Consider the following 14,172-nt stretch of genomic DNA (forward strand, 5'->3'; position numbering starts at 1 on the left):
GTATTTTTCTTAATAGTGACTATAGTACAAGTATTTAAAACGACATTTCGTGTCGTTCATATGGTTTACTCCAGTCGCTTATATCCTCGTGCTGAACCACGAGGTTTTTCGCTCCAGTGGATAAAAATAAAGATTTTCTATCTGTACAATCTCGTTAGAATACTCACAGCTTATCTTAGAGAATTGTCATGTCTAAACCACAGCAAAAGCAAAAAAACTCAGCCTTGGCAGAGTTGATAGAAGAACAAAAACTGCTCTGTGAAGAATTTGGTTCAGCCTATATTGCTGTGAGTGGCGATGATGTTGTCGCAGTTGCAGTCCAGACCTTAAATAAAGATCCACTTGTGGGCTTGCGTAAAGCGCCAGAAGGTGAAGAAAAAGTCGCGTGGTACATTTATGGCGGTGAATTGGGTGAAGATGACGTGAACTTTGAAACCATGCCTGTGCGCGAGTTGCAAGATATTTTGCCTGACGTGCTTCCATATCTGGCTTTAGAACAAGGCTACCGCTTTATGATTGATGCTGATGACTATGAAGATGTCTGGAAAGAAGGCGATGAGTCTTAAGCTTATGCGCATGTCGAACATGGCAAAAATATCGGTGAGCATTATGCTTGGACTGCAAAGTCTGAGCGTAATGGCACAAGGTATTCAAGCGCAGCAGTTGGCACTTGAAGCATCATCTACACCTATTACAATTTCACATACAGCCAATGGGTTGACCCAAACACAATATCAAGATTTGTTAAATCAATACACGCAAATTGTGAATGACAGCAAAAAAATATTGGATGATCCTACGAGCCAAGCAACGGCAGAACAACAAAAACAGGCATTTTGTGCACGCTATCACGCCTATAAAAATATTGCTGAAATTTCCGAGTACAATCCAAACTTGTATCCTGCACCTGTGATGTTAATGGTGGCAAAGCGTTATTTAGAACAGCAGCACAACAGTTTCACGGCTTCAGGTATGACTGAACAAGTTTTTTGTGCAGGAGCTACATCTAAATAGTGTGATCTGCCTTATAAGTGAATAGCAAATTTAAAGATTGAAGATGCAGGCGTATAAAACCCCAAAAACTGGGGATTCCTTTTAAGCAGATTGTGAAGTCATACTTCATTTTTTATCAATTTTCATGCAAAACTAACTTTGCAAAGACTGTAGAATCTTTTAACTTGCAGGTAGTGAACTGAGGGATAGGCGACATAGATGAAATGGGATGAAATTGGCGAGCAGCCTTGTTCGATTGCACGAACCTTGTCGGTGATTGGTGACCGTTGGACGATGCTGATTATTCGTAATGCCTTTATGGGCATGCGTCGCTTTGATGATTTTCAACAACATTTGGGCGTAACGCGGCATGTATTGTCAGATCGTTTAAAGCGTTTGGTGGAACATGAAATTTTAGTCAAAGTGCCTTATGTAGAGCGCCAAGAACGTTTTGAATATAAATTGACAGAGAAGGGCTTGGAGCTTTATCCCTTAATGCTGTCTATGGCAAATTGGGCAGATAAATGGATGGATCAAGGTTTAGGTAAGCCTGTGGAATACATCCATAAAAATTGTGCTAAGACGTTTCAACCTGTCGTGGTATGTTCGGAATGTGGTGAAGAACTGCATGCCAAGCAAGTAAAACCACATTTTACCCCAGTGTATTATCAGTACATCCAAGCACAGCAGAATTTAAAACAAGCCTAAATCAGTGCTGTATTAATCAGCAACAGTTTGTCTATAAGCAGTTGGCTGGTTTAGGAATACCCGCTAAACGACTTAAATGCCGTGCCACCAAACCTGTATTAAATTTTTCCTGCAAAACAGCGTTGTTAATCTCTGGGCTTACAGTTTTCATTAAAAATTTGATTAAAGGACGGGTTGCAGGTGAGTGTCCAAATTGCTGATAAAATTGGCGTACAGCGTGCAAAACTTCAAAATGCCAAGCTGTGAGTTCAAGCTCTAAACTTTGCGCCAATTCTTGCGCCACTTGTTCATTCCAGACAGTGTAATCCAGCAAATGTCCATCTTGATCTAATTCTAGTGTCATCTCTTGTTTCATTCACCCTTAAAAATGCTTTGCATTGGTTTCATATCATTACGGCTTGCTATTTTAAGCTGATACAGCGCTGATGTGCTAAACACAGCGTTGCAAAAGCTGCATAATTAATCGGCTGTACATTTTCCGCCAAATGACCATTCAATATTTCTGCATCATTTTCCAGTACATATATTTTGTCTAGCTGGGCACAGAGTGGATGTTGCTGATGCAATACCGCATCACCCATAAGTACAACGCTGTCTTGCGGAGCATACAAGGCATTTAGCTCTGCTAAAATTGTTGCGGTGCTATCAAAGCTCGCTTGGATTAAATATAAATTTGCGTCAGACATGTTTTTCTCTTTAGATGTTTAGATATGGTCAAATGATCAATCAGATTGTTAAACCACCGATCAGCCTACCAATATAAAACTCGATCAAAGGTTTGAATCAGCTCCCGATTCAGTTCCACCCATTCAATCTCATGTACCGTATTTTTGATAAACGGCGAGTTAGCATGTTTATTTTCAATCAAAATTGGGCTGAGGTCATAAAACTCAAAGCTATCGACCAAATTGGATGCCACTTTAAAAGCATGTTTTAGTGAATCAAATGCCAGTTCCGACTGTAATAGGCTTAATGCCGCATCTTGTAATAATACTTTGACTTCACAACCAAAAGTTGCCAGTACCATTGTTGCAGACAAGCTTTCATGCACTTGTAAGCTGTTTAAATTGGCCTGACGTAAAACCACGAGTACAGTTTTCACACAATTTACCTTTTAAATGCAACAGATTTACAAAATGAATCGCTTAAAATTGAATCAGGCGTTCTGTGCTTTGCACTGCATCGGCCAGTTCGCCCAAGCCAACCAATTCAAAGCCTGCGGCTAAATTGTGTTGGCTCAGTTGATGGCGTTTGGCATTGTCTGCATCGCTAATACCACGTGCCAGTGCGGCACTTACACATACGGGTAAACGAATAGACAATTTTTGCCATTCTGTTTTGAGGTTGCGTTGATCATCGGGTACCCATTGCAACTCATTCGCTACAGCAACGCCATCTTGATAAAAAAACACACGAAAAGCCTCATTTTTCTGTTGTAAGGCTTGAGCAAGACCGAGTGCATGCCATGCATGAATAGAGGTTGGTGCGGAGGTTATTAGTAATAAGGTGCTCATCAAAATTCACTAATGCAATGTGCCAAGGCGCATTCAGACTTTATAAAAAAGGTAGTATAAATGATTTTAGTGACTGGTGGTTTAGGCTTTATAGGCTCACACATTGCATTAAGCCTAATGGCTCAAGGGCAAGAGGTTATTATTGTAGATAATTTATCCAATGCAAGTATGCAGACCTTAGAGCGACTTGAATATATTGCAGGGCGTTATGTGCCTTTTGCCAAACTGGATGTAAGAAATACGCCTGCGCTGAACAAAGTTTTTGAACAATATTCGATTATTGCGGTGGTGCATTGTGCAGGGTTTAAATCTTTAGAAGAATCGGTACTTAAACCACTGGAATATTATAACGATAACGTCAGTTGTATTATGAGTTTATTGCGTTCCATGCAACGTACAGGTGTGCGTCGTTTAGTGCATCTTTCAAGTATAGCGGTCTATGGCAAGTCAGGATTGAATCTGGAAGAAAGCCAGAGTTTTAATTACACCTATGCCAATCCGTATGTGAAATCTCAGCAGATGGTTGAAGAAATCATCCGCGATACTTTTAGAACCGATAATGAATGGAATATTGCTATTTTGCGCTTGAGTAATATAGCAGGTGCATTTGAACACGGCATTTTAGGTGAAGTCGTTGCTCCGTTACCTAAAAATATTATTCCTTTGGCGATGCAAGTCGCAGTACAGCAGCGTGAAGCGATTGAATTACGTCAGCAAGCTAATACTGCAGATCAAACTGTAGAACGTAGCTTTGTGCACGTACTCGATGCCTGTGATGCTGTGATTGCAAGCCTGCATTGGTTATTTGAGCAAACGCATAGCTGTGAAGCTTTTAATATTGCGGGAGAAGTGGTTTCAATTCAACAATTACTTGCACGTATTAGTGAAGTCACTGACACTGAAATTGCTACAGTTCCTGCAATTCATTATGAATATCCTGAGTTAGATCAGTTAGGTGCAGTCGTAGATAAGGCACAACAATATTTACACTGGCAGCCAAAACGTAGTCTGGAAAAAATGCTAGAGGATGAATGGCGTTTTTATCAAAATACGCTTAAGCATTAAAAGTAAGCGCTATAAAATTCGTTGAGATGCGATTCACGAAGCCTCATAGCTGAAACAGATACAATGCAACGGAATTATTGATAATAATTATCATTTACTAGGCTGTCTGTTTTTTATAAGATCGAGATAAGAGCACATGACATCATTGAAATCACGAAGGAATGAGGCTGAACATGCAAACACGTATTGAACATGACACCATGGGTGAGGTTGAAGTTCCGAATGACGCGCTTTGGGGCGCACAAACTCAGCGCAGCTTACAAAATTTTAAAATCGGCAATGAGCGTTTACCACGCGCCATGATTCGCGCTATGGGTTTGGTTAAAAAAGCTGCGGCAATAACCAATGCAAACTTAGGGCAAATCCCTCAAGAGTTGGCGCAGTACATTGTCGGTGCAGCAGATGAAGTCATTGCAGGGCAGTGGGACAGTCAATTTCCTTTGGTGGTGTGGCAAACAGGTTCGGGTACGCAAAGTAACATGAACTGTAATGAAGTGATTGCCAATATCGCCAATCAAAAACTGGGGAATCCTTTAGGTGCACAAAAGCCTGTACATCCGAATGATCATGTCAACCGCGCCCAATCGACCAATGATTCTTTTCCAACTGCAATTCATGTAGCAGCGAGTTTGCAAATTAATGAACTGCTCATTCCTGCAGTAATGGGTTTGCGTGATACGTTGCATGCCAAAAGTGAAGAATTTTCTGAAATTGTCAAAATTGGACGTACACATTTACAAGATGCAACGCCATTAACTTTAGGGCAGGAATTTAGTGGCTATGTATCTCAATTAGATCATAGTTTAAAGCGTTTGGAACAGGCTTTAACAGGCTTGTATGAGTTGCCGCTTGGTGGTACAGCAGTCGGTACAGGCTTAAATGCACATCCTGATTATGCGGTACAGGCAGCGGAGCAATTGGCACAGCTTACAGGCTTAGCTTTTGTGACTGCACCAAATAAGTTTGAGGCTTTGGCAGGGCGTGATGCTGCAGTATTTGCTTCGGGTGCATTAAAAACTTTGGCGGTGAGTTTAAATAAAATTGCCAATGATATTCGCTGGTTAGCCAGTGGCCCGCGTTGTGGTTTTGGTGAGTTGCGTATTCCAGAAAATGAACCTGGTTCAAGTATTATGCCGGGTAAGGTTAATCCAACACAAAGCGAAGCGATGACCATGGTAGTTGCACAGGTATTGGGCAATGACACCACGATTAACGTGGCAGGTGCATCGGGTAATTTTGAGCTGAATGTATTTATGCCAGTGATCGCATATAACTTATTGCAATCTATTCAACTCTTGGGTGATGCCTGCAATAGCTTTAATGAGCATTGTGCCGTTGGCATTCAAGCAAACCGTGAAAAAATAGATCACTTTTTGCATGATTCACTCATGTTAGTGACCGCTTTGAATCCTGTAATTGGTTATGAGAATGCAGCGGAGGTGGCTAAAACAGCTTATAAGGAAAATAAAACCTTAAAGCAAGTTGCAGTAGAGCTGAATTTGGTCACAGCAGAGCAGTTTGATGAAGTGGTACGTCCTGAACAAATGATTGCACCGAATACCAAGTAATCAGTTTTAAACAAATTCAAGGTCTGTGTTTGTCTGCACATGATGCGAGGTAGACACAGACTTTGTTTATAAAAATCAGTGAAACTTTGAAGTATTCTTTCTTATTAAAATTATGTTGTGTATAATTACACAATGAACAGCAAAGACATTATTAAGCGTCTTGAGCAGGAAGGCTGGTACAAAGTGGGTGGTAAAGGCGACCATGAAAAGTATAAGCATCCTGAAAAGCCTGGACATGTTGTGGTACCACATCCACGTAAAGATATGCCAATAGGAACTCTACGCAATATATATAAACAGGCTGGTTGGGAGTGGAGGTAAAAATGTTATATCCAGTATATGTTCACAAAGATGAAGATAGCGCATACGGTTTAACCTTTCCTGACTTTGATGGATGCTTTAGCGCAGCAGATGAGATGCAAGATATTCAGCGCATGGCACAGGAAGCGGTTGAAGTTCACTTTGATGGTGAAGATATTCCGTTACCAGAACCATCAAGCCCAGAGCAATGGTTAGGTGATGAGCGATTTGAGGGGGGGGTTTGGTTGTTAGTTGATATTGATACAACAAAAGTAAATACAAAGTCTATTCGTATTAATATCAGCATGCCAGAAGCTTTAGTGAAACGTATTGATGCTGTTGCAAAAAAACAACATTTAAGCCGTTCGGCATTCTTAGCTAAAAGCGCGGAAATGGCGTTGCATTAATCAAGTAAAATATACTAAACCCAGCCTAAATGCTGGGTTTTCTATTGCACCTAATTTGAATGTAGAGGGGTAATTCATCCTAATACGATTTTAAATTTATGTGTTGGTGTAAAGACATAATTTGCATAACGGCAGAATAGGCTGCTACAAGGTGCTATCTAAATGTAATAGTTCAAAACCCGTCATTTAGTCGCATTAACCACTTTTAGATGCTTTCTTTTATGTCCGTTCCTTATTCAACTTACATTGATTAAGCTGCCATAATTGCTAGAATACGCAATACTTCAAAATACTGTTTTGCTAAAGTTTTGCATTTATTTTGCAAAATTTAATTTTTTTATAAGCAACTCAATATCTTAACTACGGAAATTTTCAATGCTCTCAATTTATTTAACAGATGTTCAGCAACACGTGCAATTTAAAGATTACCCGGGTGAGCAGCCTGTTAAATTTATCTTGAATTTTAAAAAGATTTTTCCAAGTGTAATGGAGCTTTTACTACCTGTATTGCCTGAAAATGAAAATCTGGAAGAAATGACGTGGGAATCAACCACTGCAGATTTAGAGTTATTTAAATTGCTGCTCAGTGGGTGGGGCGTGATTGAATTACGTTTAAATGCGCTCAGTCAGTTCAAGGGCAAGACATTTGCAGATCAGTTAGTGAAACAAGCCCAACAAAAACGTAAAGATTTCGCCAAAGCACAACAACAATTACAAACTGTGGAGCTAGATTACTTATTTATGCATGAAACACATGCCTTAATTGATGCTGAATTGGTAGAAGTAGGTGAAAAGTTCTATTTGCCAATTTTGCGTGATTTATGGAAAGGCAAAGTATCTACAAAAGTATTGGAAGCGAAGTTTTAAGAACAAACCCATATTAAAAAGCTGTCTCGGCGGCTTTTATTTTTTATAGAATCATACAAGACGATTAGCAACCACTTGCAAATTCAAGATTAATTCAAAATAGCCTAAGCAAAGATTTTAGAAATTTCCTCTCTTAAGAAATAATGCCTTGAATTTTCCTGTAAATCTTTATGCCAATACATCCCCATATTAATTACAGGCAAGTCTACAGGCACATCAAAAATATTCAATTTTTGGCTCATATTCAAATGCTTTAAAATCATTTTAGGAATAGTTAGTATGGCTTGGGGATGCTGCTGTAAAATCTGTAACGCCGTAGAATAGTGCTGACAACGTAAAAAAACCTGCCGTGATAATTGCTTTTGATGCAAATAAATATCTTCTAGCAACATACCAGTACGCCGTGATGAAACCCCAATATGTGCAGAAGATAAATAAAGTGCAGTATTCATTTCTTGTTGTGAACTACAGACCACAAATTGGTCTTGAACTAAGGATTGAAACTGAATTTTATCGCCAAAGTTTTGTTCTAAATCAATTACAAAATCAATTTGTTGTGTTGCTAAATCTGCCAAAACCGTTTTGCGGTCTAATTTGTGGCTCAGAAATTGAATATCCAAGTTCAACTTTTGAAAATGCGCCACCAATTTAGGAAAAATAATCGGTTCAATTTCATCATGGATAGCAATTTTGAGCGATTGCAACATATTCGGCTCAAATTGCTGTTTCTGTATTGCAATACTTTGAATCGCCAACAAGGCATTTTTAATAGTCGGATAAATTTGCTCGGCAAAAGGCGTAGGCAGCATTTTATTGCCACTTCGCACCAGTAAATCATCTTGTAAATGTTGTCTTAAACGCTGCAAAGCATGACTGGCGGCAGATTGGCTAATACACAAAATTTGTGCAGCTTTGGAAATACTGCGCTGCTCATAAATTGCAACAAACATCGGGTATAAATTGATGTCTAAACGATGAAAAACGGTAAGATCAACTTTTGCATTGTTATGAACATGATTCATAGTGTTTTATTGAATTAAATCATTTTGTTCATATTACTTTTCAAGTTAAGGTGTTGTAAAGCAATGAATACAATATTTTAAGGGATTTGAACCATGTTTGAGCTATCTGCACGCGCCAAAGACTATATAGAACGTACCAAAGCCTTTATTGCCAAAGAAATTGAGCCGATTGAAGCTGAATTCTGGGCAGAAGTTCACGAATTAAATCAGGGTGGTGACTGGACTAAATGGCAATGGCCAGCACAATTAGAACAATTAAAAGCCAAAGCCAAAGCTGCAGGTTTATGGAATATGTTTTTACCTTGTCCAGAATTAGGACAAGGTTTGTCGGTACAAGAATATGCACACATTGCAGAGTTGAGTGGACGCAGTTTGATTGCGCCAACCGTATTTAACTGTAATGCACCCGACAGCGGCAACATGGAAGTTTTATGGCGCTATGGTTCTGAAGCACAAAAGGCAGAATGGCTGACACCGCTGCTTGAAGGTAAAATTCGTTCTGTGTTTTGTATGACTGAACCTGCAGTGGCTTCCAGTGATGCGACCAATATGCAGGCAACAGCAGTCGTAGACGGCGATGAAATTGTCTTGAATGGTCGTAAATGGTGGTCTTCAGGTTTGGGCGATCCAAATGCCAAAATTATTATTTTTATGGCGCATACACCCGATGAAACCAAAGACCGTCATCATCAACACTCTATGGTTTTAGTCCCTGTGGATACTGCGGGCGTTAAAATTCAACGCATGTTACCTGTATTTGGTGATTACGACGCGCCACACGGTCATGGCGAAGTCAGTTTTGATAACGTGCGTGTGCCTGTTGCCAACTTTATTGGCGGTGCAGGACAAGGTTTTGAAATTGCACAAGGTCGTTTAGGTCCGGGGCGTATTCACCATTGTATGCGTTGCATCGGGGCAGCCGAAAAATCTTTAGAATTGATGATCGATCGCGGCATGAGCCGTACCGCATTTGGTAAGGAAATTTTAAAACTTGGTGGTAATTTGGAACGTGTGGCAGAAGCGCGTGTTGCCATTGATCAGGCGCGTTTATTAACCCTATATGCAGCCTATAAAATGGATACTTTAGGTAATATGGCGGCATTGACTGAAATTTCTGCCATTAAAGTGGTTGCACCAAGTGTCTTGGAAAAAGTGGTAGATATGGCCATGCAAATTCATGGTGGTGCAGGCGTGTCTAGAGATACGCCGCTCACAGGTTTCTTTGCACAAGCCCGTAGTTTACGTCTTGCCGATGGGCCTGATGAAGTACATAAAGGCATGATTGCTAAACTCGAGTTGGCAAAACGTGGCTACCGTAGCAGTCGTAAAAAATAAGGCATTAGCGCACACTTTTTCCTGTTTCTCTTGCATGGTATTTGGCAATATTGTTGATATTGCCAATACATCTTAAGAGAACGCAGAAAATTTATGCTAGATTTAAAAAGATAGAAAATTAGGGAAAAATAATGTCAGTTATTGATGTAGGCGGCACAGTACGCGATGGCGAAGAGCTCGATATTCAGGCGGTCACGGCATGGTTAAAACAACAAAATGTAGAAGTCGTTGAACCCGTAGAAGTCACACAATATTCAGGTGGTGCATCAAACTGGACCTATCGCCTCAAGTATAGTAATACCGATTTAATTTTACGTCGTCCACCTAAAGGTACTAAGGCCAAATCTGCCCACGACATGGCACGTGAATATCATGTGCAAAAGAATTTAGCACCATTTTATCCTGTATTACCCGAAATGGTGGCTTTGTGTCAGGATGAATCTGTAATTGGCTGTGATTTTTACGTGATGCAACGCATTGAAGGTATTATTCCACGTGCAAAATTGCCACCAGAGCTTGATTTTAGCGAAACTCAAGTACATGAACTTTGTGTAAATGTCATTGATAAACTGATTGAGCTGCATCAAGTACCTTATGCAGGAACTGAGCTAGAAAAATTAGGGAAAGGTGATGGTTATTGCCGACGTCAGGTAGAAGGTTGGGATGCACGCTATGCCAAAGCACATACCATCAACGTGCCATCTTTTAAATATGTGCGTAAATGGTTGTTAGACCATATTCCTGCAGATTCAAAAACCTGCATTATTCATAACGACTGGCGTTTTGATAATGTGATTTTAGACCCGAAACATCCGACTCAAGTGATTGGCGTTTTGGACTGGGAAATGGCAACACTGGGCGATCCACTCATGGATTTAGGCTCGGCTTTGGCATATTGGGTTGAAGATACCGATAATCAAATTTTTAAAGCCACCCGTCGTCAACCAACGCACTTAAAAGGCATGCTCACACGTCAGCAAGTGGTGGACTATTATTTGCAAAAAACAGGCTTGAGCACCGATAACTGGACATTCTATGAAGTGTTTGGAATTTTCCGTTTAGCGGTGATCGCCCAGCAAATTTATTATCGTTATTTCCATAAGCAAACCAATAATCCTGCATTTAAGGATTTCTGGATTGTCATTCATGCTTTGCATATTCGTGCCTTAAAGTTAATTGGTTTACAAAAACTGGAAGCAAATGAACTAGCACAAAAATATATCGCCAAATTTAAGGAATTGATGCCGAAATGACCACCATTTATTTAATTCGTCATGGGCAAGCATCTTTTGGGGCAGAAAGTTATGATCAACTTTCGCCTAATGGTGAGTTACAAGCCAAATTGCTCGGACGTTATTTTGATCGCATTTTAAAAGAAGCACCCTATGTGGTGGCTGGTTCAATGCAGCGCCATCAGCAAACTGCACAACTGGCTTTGGCAGAATGTTTTCCTGAGGTCGAAATTCATACCGACAGTGCATGGAACGAGTTTAATCATCAACAGGTTTTCGCGCAGTATGAACCGCGTTTTAATCAACCTGAATTGATGAAAGAAGATGTCGCCAAAGAGGTCAATCCTCGTGCATATTTGGCAAAAATTTTTGAAGGTGCGATAGAACGCTGGACGGGCGGTGAATATCACCATGAATATGAAGAATCTTGGCCGCATTTTAAACAGCGTGTCGAAGATGCATTGCAGCATTTATGTGATGACTTAGCCCAAAAACAACCACGATATGCTGTGGTATTTACTTCTGGTGGTGTGATTTCTGTGGCTGCAGGTAAAATTTTAGGCTTAACGCCCAATAAAACCTTTGCATTGAACTGGGCAATTACTAACTCAAGTATCACCACTTTACGTTTGGTCGGCAGTGAACCACAACTGTTAAGCTTGAATGAACATCATTTTATTAAAGCTGAAAACTCAAATTTATTGACTTGGATTTAAGGATCAAACCATGACAAAAACAATTCTAATTACAGGTGCAAGTTCAGGTATTGGTGCGGGTATGGCACGTGAATTTGCTCAAATGGGTTATAACCTTGCAATTTGCGCCCGACGTTTAGAGCGTTTGGAAACGCTGAAACAAGAACTGGAAAGCCAGTTTGGTATTCGTGTTATTGCAAAAACGCTGGATGTCACCAATTATGATCAGGTGTTTCAGGTGTTTCGTGAATTTAAACAAAACTTTGGACAAATTGACCGCATTATTGTCAATGCAGGCGTGGGCGAAGGACGTCGCATTGGTAAAGGTAATTTTGCCATCAACAAAGCCACAGTAGAAACCAACTTTATTTCAGCTTTGGCGCAGTGTGAAGCCGCGGTTGAAATTTTCCGTGAGCAAAACTCAGGGCATTTGGTGATGATTTCATCTATGAGTGCCATTCGTGGTATGCCAAAACATCTTACTGCTTACGGTGCAAGTAAAGCTGCAGTAGCACATTTAGCAGAAGGAATTCGTGCAGAATTAATTGATACACCTATTCAAGTTACGACTATTTTCCCTGGTTATATTCGTACCGAAATCAACGAAGGTGCAAAAAAACTGCCTTTTGAAGTTGATGAAAAAACAGGTTCACGCTTACTTGCTGCAGAAATTGAAAAAGCGCCAATTAAAGCCTATGTACCTAAATGGCCATGGTTGCCATTGGGCTTAGCTATGAAAGTTTTACCATTAAAATTGGTCAATAAACTCGGCTAAATAGCAGCGATATCATAGTATTTGAATAGCATCCTGAAATTTAAAGCTGATGATGAATGCAATCACTTTTAAATGACACGATGCTATTTTTATATTTGAGTCTCTACTTTTGTTTGGGTTTAAAATTTGTATTTTCGGTTTTCGTATTTAAGAGTGAAATGTGATGTGGCTTAGAACAGCAACCCTTGCCTTAATTCCCGCTTTGGTGATTCAGGGAAGTCGTGTTAAAAAGAACACGATCCGATTGCCTGAAGCCGAAGGCGCACGAGAAGGTATTACAGGGCAAGGGCAAACGCTGTCATTATTGATTTTAGGCGATTCTGCCGCTGCAGGCGTTGGGGTAGCACATCAAAATGATGCGCTTTTAGGTGCGGTGATTTCTGCTTTGCAGCATCAGTACCAAGTACATTGGCGTTTAGAGGCGCAGTCTGGAGATACTACCTCACAAGTCATTCAAAAAACGAAAAAACTGGTAAATCAAAAATATGATGTTGTGGTTACTTCTGTTGGTGTCAACGATGTAACACGCTTAATGTCGGCACAGACTTGGATTAAACAACAGCAACATTTTTATCAACTTATTCAAGCGAAATTCCAACCTGAATTAATCATTGCTACGGGGGTTCCACCAATGCATTTATTTCCTGCATTACCTAATCCCTTGTCTTGGCTATTTGGACAATACGCAAAACAAATGAACTTACAATTAGAAAAAATGATTGCACAACAAGAAGATATGCAGTGGATTGAATATGATATTCGAAAATATCAATCCATGAATTTAGAAATGGCAAAAGATGGTTTTCATCCAAGTAAAGAAATTTACCAAATTTGGGGCAAAGAAGTCGCGGAGATGATTTTAGAACGGTTTTAGGTAGAATTCTTATGATGTAAAACTCGGTAATGCGTATAAGAAAGCCCGCTAATAGTGGGCTTTTGCTTAACTTAACTTTGCTTATTAATAGCTTGGAGCGGACATCCAAGTCTTATTAGATATTACTTCAGAGCAAGGAGATGTGCTTGCTACAGGCGATTGACTTAACTTAATTAAAGTTGCTGCCTGTAGCTCCATTTCTTTTGCTTTGTCCATAGACAGACTTGAATACGCCAAAGCTACCGATGCACAATTTGCCCAAGTATGAACATTATCACTATCTGTTTCTGCAAGCTTAAAATATTTATCAGCGAGTGCTTTCATTTGATTGCTTTTACCATCATTTGAGGCTGATTGAACCTTTGGTGCTGAAGATTTCAAAGTTAGGATAGTCGACGAGTTTGGAACACCTGGTTTAAAAGCTTCTAAAGTTTTATCGTCCAACACGCGCATACCATAGGTGATATTGTTTGTAGGATTCGTAAAAATATAATCGCCAGAACTATTCTTTAGGTAGGTTGATGTCTTATTCGGCTCAACAATTACAAGTTTGTTTTCTTCAAATCTCGCATCAATTGAATAATATCCATTTTGAATGGAATATGTTCCATTAGTCGCAGCAAATGTACACATGGATATAAATGAAAACACGATTAGTCCAACTATATTTTTTTTCATTTTTGCGTCCCTTGGTAATACCCCCATTTTTAATTGAATTAATGGGTAGAAAATCTAAAGCCTTGTTATTGTTTAAAAATAGGTGGACAACCATTTACTGACATATGAGGTCGTTCATGATTATAAAAGTACTGCCAGT

The 14,172-nt window shown here is 39.7% G+C and carries 19 protein-coding genes; 13 read left to right on the forward strand and 6 right to left on the reverse strand.

Annotation, left to right across the window (positions count from 1 at the left end; all coding sequences use genetic code 11):
- Positions 1-188 precede the first annotated feature (188 nt).
- The 3 genes from FTU09_RS12730 (at position 189) to FTU09_RS12740 (ending at position 1,701) form a co-directional block, all read left to right on the forward strand.
- Positions 189-566 carry a hypothetical protein gene (locus FTU09_RS12730; protein ID WP_004973545.1) on the forward strand — a complete coding sequence of 126 codons (378 nt, stop codon included), beginning with the start codon at positions 189-191 and terminating at the stop codon, positions 564-566.
- Complete coding sequence (locus tag FTU09_RS12735) at positions 556-1,014, forward strand: hypothetical protein (protein ID WP_257226863.1); 459 nt, start codon at positions 556-558, stop codon at positions 1,012-1,014. The genes FTU09_RS12730 and FTU09_RS12735 overlap by 11 nt, the downstream gene beginning before the upstream one ends.
- A gap of 198 nt (positions 1,015-1,212) precedes the next feature.
- A complete protein-coding gene (locus FTU09_RS12740; protein WP_004973550.1) occupies positions 1,213-1,701 on the forward strand; it encodes a helix-turn-helix domain-containing protein in 489 nt (162 codons plus the stop codon).
- Positions 1,702-1,732: 31 nt separating this feature from the next.
- On the opposite strand, the gene FTU09_RS12745 is transcribed toward FTU09_RS12740, so the two are convergent.
- The 4 genes from FTU09_RS12745 to tusD form a co-directional block, all read right to left on the reverse strand.
- The gene (locus FTU09_RS12745; RefSeq protein WP_026438386.1) at positions 1,733-2,044 is read right to left on the reverse strand and encodes a TusE/DsrC/DsvC family sulfur relay protein; all 312 of its coding nucleotides are present in this window, start codon (positions 2,042-2,044) and stop codon (positions 1,733-1,735) included.
- A 58-nt stretch (positions 2,045-2,102) separates the two neighbouring features.
- On the reverse strand, positions 2,103-2,387 hold the full coding sequence (locus FTU09_RS12750; protein ID WP_004973553.1) for a DsrH/TusB family sulfur metabolism protein: 285 nt from the start codon (positions 2,385-2,387) through the stop codon (positions 2,103-2,105).
- A 65-nt stretch (positions 2,388-2,452) separates the two neighbouring features.
- Positions 2,453-2,803: a hypothetical protein gene (locus FTU09_RS12755; protein WP_004973555.1), complete on the reverse strand. Its 351-nt coding sequence runs from the start codon at positions 2,801-2,803 to the stop codon at positions 2,453-2,455.
- A 43-nt stretch (positions 2,804-2,846) separates the two neighbouring features.
- Complete coding sequence (gene tusD, locus FTU09_RS12760) at positions 2,847-3,215, reverse strand: sulfurtransferase complex subunit TusD (protein ID WP_154320742.1); 369 nt, start codon at positions 3,213-3,215, stop codon at positions 2,847-2,849.
- Between the two features lie 60 nt (positions 3,216-3,275).
- Here tusD and FTU09_RS12765 point away from each other — a divergent pair, with 60 nt between their 5' ends.
- The 5 genes from FTU09_RS12765 to FTU09_RS12785 all read left to right on the forward strand — a co-directional run bounded on the left by FTU09_RS12765 (position 3,276) and on the right by FTU09_RS12785 (position 7,422).
- A complete protein-coding gene (locus FTU09_RS12765; RefSeq protein ID WP_096902815.1) occupies positions 3,276-4,280 on the forward strand; it encodes an SDR family NAD(P)-dependent oxidoreductase in 1,005 nt (334 codons plus the stop codon).
- A gap of 173 nt (positions 4,281-4,453) precedes the next feature.
- On the forward strand, positions 4,454-5,848 hold the full coding sequence (gene fumC / locus FTU09_RS12770) for a class II fumarate hydratase (RefSeq protein WP_180080497.1): 1,395 nt from the start codon (positions 4,454-4,456) through the stop codon (positions 5,846-5,848).
- Positions 5,849-5,980: 132 nt separating this feature from the next.
- Positions 5,981-6,169, forward strand: a complete 189-nt coding sequence (locus FTU09_RS12775) for a type II toxin-antitoxin system HicA family toxin (protein WP_004973562.1) — start codon at positions 5,981-5,983, stop codon at positions 6,167-6,169.
- A 2-nt stretch (positions 6,170-6,171) separates the two neighbouring features.
- Complete coding sequence (locus FTU09_RS12780; RefSeq protein ID WP_180009042.1) at positions 6,172-6,555, forward strand: type II toxin-antitoxin system HicB family antitoxin; 384 nt, start codon at positions 6,172-6,174, stop codon at positions 6,553-6,555.
- A gap of 375 nt (positions 6,556-6,930) precedes the next feature.
- A complete protein-coding gene (locus tag FTU09_RS12785) occupies positions 6,931-7,422 on the forward strand; it encodes a hypothetical protein (RefSeq protein WP_004973565.1) in 492 nt (163 codons plus the stop codon).
- Positions 7,423-7,526: 104 nt separating this feature from the next.
- On the opposite strand, the gene FTU09_RS12790 is transcribed toward FTU09_RS12785, so the two are convergent.
- On the reverse strand, positions 7,527-8,444 hold the full coding sequence (locus FTU09_RS12790) for a LysR family transcriptional regulator (protein ID WP_104851971.1): 918 nt from the start codon (positions 8,442-8,444) through the stop codon (positions 7,527-7,529).
- Positions 8,445-8,537: 93 nt separating this feature from the next.
- Here FTU09_RS12790 and FTU09_RS12795 point away from each other — a divergent pair, with 93 nt between their 5' ends.
- From FTU09_RS12795 to FTU09_RS12815, 5 genes are all read left to right on the forward strand, one after another.
- Positions 8,538-9,779: an acyl-CoA dehydrogenase family protein gene (locus FTU09_RS12795; protein ID WP_004973568.1), complete on the forward strand. Its 1,242-nt coding sequence runs from the start codon at positions 8,538-8,540 to the stop codon at positions 9,777-9,779.
- 131 nt (positions 9,780-9,910) lie between these two features.
- Complete coding sequence (locus FTU09_RS12800; protein ID WP_180080500.1) at positions 9,911-11,032, forward strand: phosphotransferase family protein; 1,122 nt, start codon at positions 9,911-9,913, stop codon at positions 11,030-11,032.
- A complete protein-coding gene (locus tag FTU09_RS12805) occupies positions 11,029-11,727 on the forward strand; it encodes a histidine phosphatase family protein (RefSeq protein ID WP_004973573.1) in 699 nt (232 codons plus the stop codon). Before FTU09_RS12800 ends, FTU09_RS12805 begins: the two co-directional genes overlap by 4 nt.
- A 10-nt stretch (positions 11,728-11,737) precedes the next feature.
- The gene (locus FTU09_RS12810) at positions 11,738-12,481 is read left to right on the forward strand and encodes an SDR family oxidoreductase (RefSeq protein ID WP_180080502.1); all 744 of its coding nucleotides are present in this window, start codon (positions 11,738-11,740) and stop codon (positions 12,479-12,481) included.
- 163 nt (positions 12,482-12,644) lie between these two features.
- The gene (locus tag FTU09_RS12815) at positions 12,645-13,355 is read left to right on the forward strand and encodes an SGNH/GDSL hydrolase family protein (RefSeq protein ID WP_096902562.1); all 711 of its coding nucleotides are present in this window, start codon (positions 12,645-12,647) and stop codon (positions 13,353-13,355) included.
- Between the two features lie 84 nt (positions 13,356-13,439).
- On the opposite strand, the gene FTU09_RS12820 is transcribed toward FTU09_RS12815, so the two are convergent.
- Complete coding sequence (locus FTU09_RS12820) at positions 13,440-14,033, reverse strand: hypothetical protein (RefSeq protein WP_096902561.1); 594 nt, start codon at positions 14,031-14,033, stop codon at positions 13,440-13,442.
- Between the last annotated feature and the right edge of the window lie 139 nt (positions 14,034-14,172).

Source organism: Acinetobacter sp. YH12058 (genome assembly GCF_013419805.1).
Taxonomy (GTDB): Bacteria; Pseudomonadota; Gammaproteobacteria; order Pseudomonadales; family Moraxellaceae; genus Acinetobacter; species Acinetobacter towneri.

Bases quoted from the DNA above. Each gene is read 5' to 3' on its own strand.
- fumC (WP_180080497.1), top strand. From the start codon at position 4,454: ATGCAAACACGTATTGAACATGACACCATGGGTGAGGTTGAAGTTCCG.
- FTU09_RS12745 (WP_026438386.1), bottom strand. From the start codon at position 2,044: ATGACACTAGAATTAGATCAAGATGGACATTTGCTGGATTACACTGTC.
- FTU09_RS12785 (WP_004973565.1), top strand. From the start codon at position 6,931: ATGCTCTCAATTTATTTAACAGATGTTCAGCAACACGTGCAATTTAAA.
- FTU09_RS12775 (WP_004973562.1), top strand. From the start codon at position 5,981: ATGAACAGCAAAGACATTATTAAGCGTCTTGAGCAGGAAGGCTGGTAC.
- FTU09_RS12805 (WP_004973573.1), top strand. From the start codon at position 11,029: ATGACCACCATTTATTTAATTCGTCATGGGCAAGCATCTTTTGGGGCA.
- FTU09_RS12815 (WP_096902562.1), top strand. From the start codon at position 12,645: ATGTGGCTTAGAACAGCAACCCTTGCCTTAATTCCCGCTTTGGTGATT.
- FTU09_RS12820 (WP_096902561.1), bottom strand. From the start codon at position 14,033: ATGAAAAAAAATATAGTTGGACTAATCGTGTTTTCATTTATATCCATG.
- FTU09_RS12740 (WP_004973550.1), top strand. From the start codon at position 1,213: ATGAAATGGGATGAAATTGGCGAGCAGCCTTGTTCGATTGCACGAACC.
- FTU09_RS12730 (WP_004973545.1), top strand. From the start codon at position 189: ATGTCTAAACCACAGCAAAAGCAAAAAAACTCAGCCTTGGCAGAGTTG.
- FTU09_RS12795 (WP_004973568.1), top strand. From the start codon at position 8,538: ATGTTTGAGCTATCTGCACGCGCCAAAGACTATATAGAACGTACCAAA.
- FTU09_RS12790 (WP_104851971.1), bottom strand. From the start codon at position 8,444: ATGAATCATGTTCATAACAATGCAAAAGTTGATCTTACCGTTTTTCAT.
- FTU09_RS12800 (WP_180080500.1), top strand. From the start codon at position 9,911: ATGTCAGTTATTGATGTAGGCGGCACAGTACGCGATGGCGAAGAGCTC.
- FTU09_RS12810 (WP_180080502.1), top strand. From the start codon at position 11,738: ATGACAAAAACAATTCTAATTACAGGTGCAAGTTCAGGTATTGGTGCG.
- FTU09_RS12765 (WP_096902815.1), top strand. From the start codon at position 3,276: ATGATTTTAGTGACTGGTGGTTTAGGCTTTATAGGCTCACACATTGCA.
- FTU09_RS12780 (WP_180009042.1), top strand. From the start codon at position 6,172: ATGTTATATCCAGTATATGTTCACAAAGATGAAGATAGCGCATACGGT.
- tusD (WP_154320742.1), bottom strand. From the start codon at position 3,215: ATGAGCACCTTATTACTAATAACCTCCGCACCAACCTCTATTCATGCA.
- FTU09_RS12750 (WP_004973553.1), bottom strand. From the start codon at position 2,387: ATGTCTGACGCAAATTTATATTTAATCCAAGCGAGCTTTGATAGCACC.
- FTU09_RS12735 (WP_257226863.1), top strand. From the start codon at position 556: ATGAGTCTTAAGCTTATGCGCATGTCGAACATGGCAAAAATATCGGTG.